This window comes from Desulfomicrobium macestii (assembly GCF_014873765.1).
Classification (GTDB): Bacteria; Desulfobacterota; Desulfovibrionia; order Desulfovibrionales; family Desulfomicrobiaceae; genus Desulfomicrobium; species Desulfomicrobium macestii.
Window position 1 is genome coordinate 110,158 of the sequence record NZ_JADBGG010000011.1, and the last position, 7,896, is coordinate 118,053.

Here is a 7,896-nt window from a genome sequence, read left to right on the forward strand (position 1 = left end):
CGAGCCTCAAACCTGCCCGTGACGGACAGGTGACGCTTCGGTGACAGCCCGGGCCCTTCGCCATGGGGCGCCCCGAAAGCTGTCACCGGGCGGTCACGAATTCTTCGCATCCTCTTCATGTTCGTTTGTTCAAGGCATTCAAACAAGGTGGTGTGCATGTTTTTCGATACAACAACGATGCAGGCGGGCATGGAAGGGCGGTTGGCCGACAAGATGGGTTTTGAAGGCGGGTGGAACGACCGCCTCCTGGACGTGCTCCCTTTCGGTCCTGACGACGCCACGGCCGGAAGCGAGAGCGAGTTGCAGGTCGCGGTCATGGGCAGCCCGGATTGCGTGGACCTGCCGCTCAGAATCCGGGAATCGAGCTTTTATCAGAACGTGGCCCGGCGCACCGTGGCCGGGGACACGTCGAGCCATACGCTCCTTGAGCTTGAACGCTATCTGGAGGCCGGTCCGGATGCCGTCTGGGAAAACAGCTGGGTGCGCTTTCCCCTGGGACGGCTGAACACCTTTGCCCGCCACACCCTGGAGCGTGACCTCCTGGCGGACAAGAGCGATCCCGCGTCAGGGCGCAGGAAGGACAGCGCGGACTTCTTTTTTGTCAGGGACGGCGAAGACTGGCTGCGCATTCCCATCAGTTATCTGCTCAAGCTCTCCCTGGCCGACCTGGCCGGGTCCGGCGTGACCTCCGAGGTGCGCAGGCTGGCCGAATCCTTTCTTGCCCATTTTCTGAACGACAACACCTCCCCCGAAACCTTCTCCTTTTATCCCGTGCCCATGGACGACGCGTTCCAGGGCGGGCGGGGCATCGCCCGGGAGACCAGCCAGCGGTTCCTGTTGTCCCAGCTCCTGCTCGACCACGCCAATGAAGGGTTCGGGCTCCTGGAATACGGGCAGCAGGCCATGATCTATTTCGCGCCCTTGCCCCCCGCCCGGCAGAAGCGCCTGAACGAGATCATCCCTGACGCCCATTACCGCGAGCTGTTCATGAACCCGTGCCTGTCGGGCTGGGACCGGGGGGAGGCCAAGAAGGAGTACATGGGCCTGTGTCACCGCATGCTCTCGCGCAGTCAGCTGAACACCATCGCCAAGCTGCGCGAGTCCGGCATCCTGACCAACAATCTGGTGGTCCTGCCCAATACCTCGAACACGTGCCTGGCCAACAACGGGACGCACATTTCGCTTGGCAGCAAGCGCCTTGGGGAGCTTCTGCACGCTGACGGGGATTTTGGCGTCACCGATGAGAAATACCTCGGGGACCTGGTCATCAAGATCGTGGAACATTTTCTGCCGCTATTTGTCGGCACCTACAGCGCCGCCCCCATGCGCATGGATTTCGAGGATTTTCATCCGGAGAAGGCGCTCGGATTCCTGCCGCACGAGCTCGATTACACCCACCTGCGCATGATCTGGCGGCGCTGGAAAAAGAAGGCCAAGCTAAAAGTCTGCGGCCGCCCTCTGACCCCTTTTGGTCCGCCGCTCATGGACAGGACCATTGCCAGGATTTTTGGGCTGCGCGGCGACTTCATCCCGGATTTTCGCCTGCTGGACTACATGACCACGCTCATGAGCACCCACCGCTGCGCGGCGCTTGACGGCGAGGTCGGCAACGACCTGCGGCTTAAACGCGATCTTGCGGCCATGGGCGTTTTCCATGAATCCATGTCCACCTATCTGCTCTACAAGCAGCGCTCGTTCGAGGTGATGGGGTTTTCCGGTTTCGAGGGCCGATTCTACAGCCTCTTCGATTCCCTGGAGGCGGACATGCGGCCCGCTTGCAGCAATTCTTGAGCGCGCTGGCCTGCAAGCTTGTGCTCAGCGGGCGCGTCAGCCGGTCTTCGATTCCCGACAGTCCGGAAGTGGAGAGCGAGCGACGTCAGATATTCTTCGCCACGGCCATCAACCTGCCCACTTTTTTCGTGCGGCGGGATTCGGGCAATGCCCTGCTTCTTGATCTCGTGTCCAGGGCCACCGGCGTTCGGGGCAGCCATCGCTATCCGGGCAACCTGCGCGTGCATGTGCAGGAGTACCGCAAGGCGCTGCTTGATTTCATCGAATCCGAAGGGCGGGACGTGATCGAACTTTTCGGGGCGCAGGAGCTGCTGCGCGATCTGCGCGCCCGCATCACGGACCCCGAACTTGGCGCGGGAGGAAAGCTGACCCGGCGCATTCTGAAGCATGTCGGGGCGAGTACGCCGCTGACCCTGCGCGCCCAGGACTTCAACATGGGCGCCGAGGATGTCTACAGGGGAGAATTGCGCACCGCGCATCTGGCCGAGGCCCTCGACTACCTGCTGGAAGATTGCCAGACGGTCAGGGATTTCGGCTGCCTGCCCGCACGGTTCTGCCGCACCGGGCTCCCCGCGCTGCTCGGCGGGCGGGACATCATGGAGTTCGCGCGAGAGGCCAGGTCGGAATTGAAACGTACGGGCGAGCTCGGCGGGTGCCGGCCGGTGCTGATCCAGCTTCTGCTCTTGATAATCGGCATGCACGGCGAAAACGCCCGAATCAGTCGGCCGGCCGCATAAGTCGCACAACTGGAAGGAAAAATGACGCATCAGTATATAGCCAGAGATTTGGGAAGCATCCGGAACGAGGAACTGTTCTGCGACCGGGTCATTGATTATCTTTATTCCCGCGTGCGGGAGAAGGCTCCGGCCCTGTTCGACGCCGTGACTTCGGCGCGATCCTCCAGTCTTTTGGGTTTCGTCAATTACGACCTGCCCCTGGGCGCGCGCATCTCGGGTGCAAGCGCGCTCATCAAACGCCTTGGCATCGACATCTCCGAGTGCGTTGAACCCCCGGCCCACTACAACACGGCTCGACGCATCTTCGAACGCCGCATCCGCTACGAAACCGTCCGGCCCATGACGGACGATCACGCCGCCGTGGTCTCCCCGGCGGATTCGCGCATGTTCACCGGTTCCCTGAACGAAGAGAGCGTACTCTTCATCAAGGACAAGTTTTTTTCCTTCGAGGAATTTCTGGGCCGCCCGAGCTGGAATCAGGTCTTCGCGGGCGGCGATTTCGCCATATTCCGCCTGACCCCGGACAAGTACCACTACAATCACGTTCCGGTCAGCGGGGTGGTGCGCGACTTTTACGAAATCGAGGGTGCGTTTCATTCCTGCAATCCGACCGCCGTCATCAGCGAGGTCACTCCCTTTTCCCGCAATCGCAGGGCGGTCACGATCATCGACACGGACGTCCCGGGCGGCAGCGGCTGCGGCCAGGTGGCCATGGTCGAGGTGGCGGCGCTCATGATCGGGCAGATCGTGCAGGCCTATGCTTCCTCGGGATACGCCCCCCACGAGCCGGTGCGCCCCGGTCTTTTTTTGCGCATGGGACAGCCCAAGAGCCTTTACCGGCCGGGCAGTTCCCTGGATGTGCTCATTTTCGAGCCGGGCCGAGTCGAATTCAGCCCCGACCTGGTCGCCAATCAGTTTCGGGGGGACGTGGGCAGCCGTTTTTCAAGCTGGCTGGGACGGCCCTGGGTGGAAACGGACGTGCGCGTGCGCGAAAGCATCGGCCGCGTCCTCAACCAAAACACATGACGGGCGGGATGAGCCGCGCCCGGATGGAGAAAATATGGAGTATTTGCTGATCGCCTGCTTCGGGGCCGCGCTTTTCGCCTTCATCTTCCTGAGCGGGCGCGTCCTGCCGAGCGAACGCTGGCAGATGATGGCCAGCGTGCCCCTGTTCAAGAATCCCGACGGCATGTGGCAGGCCCTCAACCTGACCTGGTACGGGGTGCTCAGCGCCCTGGCCTACACGCTGGCCACGGCCGTCGCCGTCGTGTTGCTGGGTTCGGTTGGCATGGGCATCCTTGGCCTTGTGCTCATGGTCGCAGGCATGCTCGGGCTGTGCATACCGGCGGCGAAGATCGTCGCCCGCCTCGTCGAAGGCAAGCCCAACACCCTGAGCGTGGGCGGGGCCGCCTTCGTGGGCATTGTCGTGGCTCCTTTCGTGGCCTCGGGCGTGGTCCGGCTGACCGGAAGCGGGGCGGTGCTGCCTGCGCTCGCGGCCCTGGCCATCGCCTATGCCGTGGGCGAGGGCGTGGGACGCCTGGCCTGCCTGAGCTTCGGCTGCTGTTACGGGCGTCCCGTCGACACCCTGGCCGAGCCCTGGAAGGGGATTTTCAGCCGCTGGAACGTCGTTTTTCACGGCGGAACCAAGAAAGCGGCCTACGCCCATGATCTCTGCGGGCGCAGGCTGGTGCCCGTGCAGCTCATGACCGCCTATCTTTACTGCGCCGCCGCCTGTCTGGGGATGATCTTCTTCGCGGCCGGGAGCTTTTCGATGGCCATGATCGTGCCTCTGGTCGTGACCCAGGTCTGGCGCGTGCTGTCCGAGTTCTTTCGCGCCGATTATCGGGGCAGGCGAAAGATCTCCGCGTACCAGATCATGGCCGGGGTGGGCGTTTTCTACGGACTTGTGCCGGCCCTTTTGCTGACCGCGTACGGCGCCGCCGTGAATTTCGGGCAAGGCCTCGCCGCCCTTTGGAACGTGCCGGTGCTGCTCCTTCTGCAGGGAGTCTTTCTGGTCGTGTTTCTCTACACGGGGCGCAGCTCCGTCACGGGTTCGAAGATCCGATTTTTTGTCAAGGAAGGGGAGATATAAGTGAGTGTCCTTTTTCGAGACAAAAGGGGATGGGTCCGCGGGCTCATCCTCTTTCTTTTCTGCCTTGGCGCGCGCCCGGCCACGGCCCTTGGTCCCCATGCGCCGCCGGATTTTGAGCGGGCCGTGGAGCACCTGTGCCGCGAGGTGCTTCACGGTCACGACCCGGACCCGGCCCGCATCGCGCCCATCATCGCCCATGTGCGCGCACACGGCGACACCTCGGGCGCGCTGCCAAGGTACTCGGACGCTCCCGGCGCATACCAGGGCTTTGCGATCGACATGCCCATGCAGCGCCTGCTGCGTTATCTCTACAACCCTGAAATTCCCCAGGAACTCATAAAGCCCTTTTCGATCCGCTCCTCGGTCTGGACCACACAGGGCAGCGCCGAAGAGCAGCGGCGACTGTGGGCCGATCCCTGGCCGCCGGCCGGGACGGAAGTCGTGCGGGGCGAGCAGTACGATCGCACCACTGCGGAACTGTCCACGGGCGGATGCTATGGAATGCAGCTGAAGCGGGCGCTTGTGTTCTTGCCGGACGACAAGGCGCTTTTGTCCGTGAGCGTGCAGCCGGGGCCGTCGGAAGTGGGCACCCGCGGCTATCTTGTGGGGCGCGACCAGGACAGCCGCTATGTCTATTCGGATGAGGAGGGATTGACCAAGACCGGGCTTGGCTGGGTCTCGTCCAGGATTCAGACCAATGTCTCCATCGGCGTCTATCTTGGTGAGGGCCGCGTGGTGCGCAGCGGCGTGTTTCAGTGGATGCGGGCGGGTTGGTCGGGCCTGTCGGTCGTCAAGGAGAGCCACATAAAGGCTTCGCTGGTGCGTTACCGGGAGCGCATCGGCGCGATCCTGCATGCTCCAGGCCTGCCCGCGCCCGAAGATCTGGAGGCGCTGTTCAGGGCGCTCGATGCAAAATCCGACGAGGAACTGCGCCGCGAGGCGCAGCCTATTGTGGCCGAATACATCGAGGCGGCCGAGCGGGACAGGAACAGGGCCGCGCTCAAAATCCTGAAGAACGACTACGCCCGGCGGCTTGATCGGGCGGAACTGATCGGGCTTTTGATGCGGGATCGGTTGGAGGATTCAGTCCGGCCACAGTAGGCTCATTCAGATTCGTTTTCGCGGGGCGCGCCGGTTTCCTGGCCCGCTCCGATCTTTTCCTTCCATCCCTTAAGGACTTCCAGATAGGCGGCGAAACGCTGCCGGTCTTCCTCGTTTTCCGCCTCGCGGAGCTGGGTTTCGGCCTTGGCAATCAGAACTTCCAGATATTTCGGATCGGTGAATCCGTGCAGGATGTGGCTCATATGATGTCTTCCCGGCGCTGCTGCACCCATTTGTTGATGGTTTCCAGATAAAGGAAGGTCTCGGTGTTCTGGATGCCGCCAAGGGCCGACAGGTCGTCGACCAGAAAACGGCGCAGATCGCTGCGTGATGCAACGTGGATCTCGACCAGAAGGTCGAAGCGGCCCGAGACGTTGGACACGGACTGCACGCCGTCGAGGTTTGCGATGGCGCGCATGATCTGGGCATTGGCCCGCCCCTCAAGGCTGACTCCCACGGTGGCGGTCAGGCCGTCCTCGAAAAACATGGGATTCACCGACGCAGAGATGCGCAGATAGCCGCTTTTGAGCAGCCGTTCCGTGCGCAGCCGCACCGTGCCGTCGGATACGCCCAGCCGCTGGGCAATGTTCTTGTAGGATTCGCGCCCGTTTTCCTGCAGGGCCGCGATGATCCGGCGGTCCGTGTGGTCCAGGGTAATTTCTTTTTCGTTCACGTTCGTGCTCCCGCGTGAGCGCATACCGAAGTCTCGCCGCAAAGACAAAGCCCGTGCGGGTGGCTCCGGAATACGGTTGCCAATTGATTTATTCGTCAATATATTGCCAATTCATTCATTGCCAAGAAATTTTATGGCGATAAAATTACGCAAATCGAAATTCTACGGGGAGGCGGCATGAAACGGATACTGGAAGATCTGGCGCGGCGGACGGAGGAATTGCGGGAAGGTGGGCTTTTCAAGGCCGAAAGGGTCATCACCTCGCCCCAGGGCGCGCGCATCACCGTGGCGGATGACCGCGCGGTGCTCAATTTCTGCGCCAACAACTATCTTGGCCTGGCCGGTGACAAGCGTCTGGTCGCGGCCGCGCACGAGGCCCTGGACCGCTACGGTTACGGCCTGTCCTCCGTGCGTTTCATCTGCGGCACCCAGGACGTGCACAAGGAGCTCGAAGAGCGCCTGTCCGAATTTCTGGGCACCGACGACACCATTCTTTACAGCTCCTGCTTCGACGCCAACGGCGGCCTCTTCGAGACCCTGCTCGGACCCGAGGACGCCGTCATCAGCGACGCCCTGAACCATGCCTCCATCATCGACGGGGTGCGGCTGTGCAAGGCCAAAAGGTTCCGGTACGCCAGCAACGACATGGCCGATCTGGAAACTCAGCTCAAGGACGCGGCGGATTGCCGCTATAAGCTCATCGTCACCGACGGGGTCTTCTCCATGGACGGCCACATCGCCGACCTGAAGGCCATCTGCGACCTGGCCGACAGGCATGACGCCCTGGTCATGGTCGATGACTCCCACGCCGTGGGCTTCATGGGCGAAAACGGGCGGGGCACGCACGAACACTGCGGGGTCATGGGTCGGGTGGACATCATCACCGGCACCCTGGGCAAGGCGTTGGGCGGAGCTTCCGGCGGCTACACCTCGGGTCGCAAGGAGATCGTCGAGTGGCTGCGGCAGCGTTCCAGACCATACCTCTTTTCCAACACCCTGGCACCGGTCATTGCCGCCACATCGCTGGCCGTGCTGGACCTGATCCGTGACGAGCCCGGATTGCGCGTCAAACTGGAGGAGAACAGCCGCTACTTCCGGCAGGCCATGACCGAGGCCGGGTTTACTCTGGCTCCGGGCGAGCATCCCATCATCCCCGTCATGCTCGGCGATGCGGTGCTGGCCCAGCGCATGGCGTCGCGGATGCTCGAAGAGGGCATCTACGTGGTCGGATTCAGCTTTCCGGTGGTGCCGCAGGGGAAAGCCAGGATACGCACCCAGATGAGCGCGGCGCATACGCGGGAACAGCTGGAGATGGCCGTGGCGGCGTTTGTGAAGGTCGGGAAGGAACTGGGAGTGATTTGAGATGGTGAGGAGGTGGGCGGAAGGGGCTTTGCGGGTTGGCGGGACTGGATTGCCACAGAAAAAATGGACACAGACCGGGAGGTTAAGCCGCCCTGTTTCGCTGTCTCTGATAAAATGATTTTTCGAATGCCTCGGGACTC

General features: G+C 62.4%; 8 protein-coding genes. 6 read left to right on the top strand and 2 right to left on the bottom strand.

What is annotated here, in order from left to right; all coding sequences use genetic code 11:
* Positions 1 to 156 precede the first annotated feature (156 nt).
* The 5 genes from H4684_RS09165 to H4684_RS09185 are packed head-to-tail and all read left to right on the top strand — an operon-like array spanning position 157 to position 5,721.
* Positions 157 to 1,791 carry a hypothetical protein gene (locus tag H4684_RS09165; RefSeq protein WP_192623502.1) on the top strand — a complete coding sequence of 545 codons (1,635 nt, stop codon included), beginning with the start codon at positions 157 to 159 and terminating at the stop codon, positions 1,789 to 1,791.
* Positions 1,776 to 2,528, top strand: a complete 753-nt coding sequence (locus tag H4684_RS09170; RefSeq protein WP_192623503.1) for a hypothetical protein — start codon at positions 1,776 to 1,778, stop codon at positions 2,526 to 2,528. The genes H4684_RS09165 and H4684_RS09170 overlap by 16 nt, the downstream gene beginning before the upstream one ends.
* A gap of 21 nt (positions 2,529 to 2,549) precedes the next feature.
* The gene (locus H4684_RS09175) at positions 2,550 to 3,554 is read left to right on the top strand and encodes a phosphatidylserine decarboxylase (protein ID WP_192623504.1); all 1,005 of its coding nucleotides are present in this window, start codon (positions 2,550 to 2,552) and stop codon (positions 3,552 to 3,554) included.
* A 34-nt stretch (positions 3,555 to 3,588) separates the two neighbouring features.
* Positions 3,589 to 4,620 (top strand): prolipoprotein diacylglyceryl transferase family protein, encoded by a 1,032-nt coding sequence (locus H4684_RS09180; RefSeq protein WP_192623505.1) that lies wholly within the window; start codon positions 3,589 to 3,591, stop codon positions 4,618 to 4,620.
* Complete coding sequence (locus H4684_RS09185; RefSeq protein ID WP_192623506.1) at positions 4,621 to 5,721, top strand: hypothetical protein; 1,101 nt, start codon at positions 4,621 to 4,623, stop codon at positions 5,719 to 5,721.
* Positions 5,722 to 5,723: 2 nt separating this feature from the next.
* Here H4684_RS09185 and H4684_RS09190 read toward each other — a convergent pair whose 3' ends face one another.
* Together H4684_RS09190 and H4684_RS09195 are read right to left on the bottom strand one after the other, a co-directional pair.
* The gene (locus tag H4684_RS09190) at positions 5,724 to 5,924 is read right to left on the bottom strand and encodes a hypothetical protein (RefSeq protein ID WP_192623507.1); all 201 of its coding nucleotides are present in this window, start codon (positions 5,922 to 5,924) and stop codon (positions 5,724 to 5,726) included.
* Complete coding sequence (locus tag H4684_RS09195; protein WP_192623508.1) at positions 5,921 to 6,394, bottom strand: Lrp/AsnC family transcriptional regulator; 474 nt, start codon at positions 6,392 to 6,394, stop codon at positions 5,921 to 5,923. The genes H4684_RS09190 and H4684_RS09195 overlap by 4 nt, the downstream gene beginning before the upstream one ends.
* A gap of 177 nt (positions 6,395 to 6,571) precedes the next feature.
* Here H4684_RS09195 and H4684_RS09200 point away from each other — a divergent pair, with 177 nt between their 5' ends.
* Positions 6,572 to 7,756: a glycine C-acetyltransferase gene (locus tag H4684_RS09200; RefSeq protein WP_192623509.1), complete on the top strand. Its 1,185-nt coding sequence runs from the start codon at positions 6,572 to 6,574 to the stop codon at positions 7,754 to 7,756.
* Positions 7,757 to 7,896 lie beyond the last annotated feature (140 nt).

Bases quoted from the DNA above. Each gene is read 5' to 3' on its own strand.
- H4684_RS09175 (WP_192623504.1), top strand. From the start codon at position 2,550: ATGACGCATCAGTATATAGCCAGAGATTTGGGAAGCATCCGGAACGAG.
- H4684_RS09200 (WP_192623509.1), top strand. From the start codon at position 6,572: ATGAAACGGATACTGGAAGATCTGGCGCGGCGGACGGAGGAATTGCGG.
- H4684_RS09165 (WP_192623502.1), top strand. From the start codon at position 157: ATGTTTTTCGATACAACAACGATGCAGGCGGGCATGGAAGGGCGGTTG.
- H4684_RS09190 (WP_192623507.1), bottom strand. From the start codon at position 5,924: ATGAGCCACATCCTGCACGGATTCACCGATCCGAAATATCTGGAAGTT.
- H4684_RS09180 (WP_192623505.1), top strand. From the start codon at position 3,589: ATGGAGTATTTGCTGATCGCCTGCTTCGGGGCCGCGCTTTTCGCCTTC.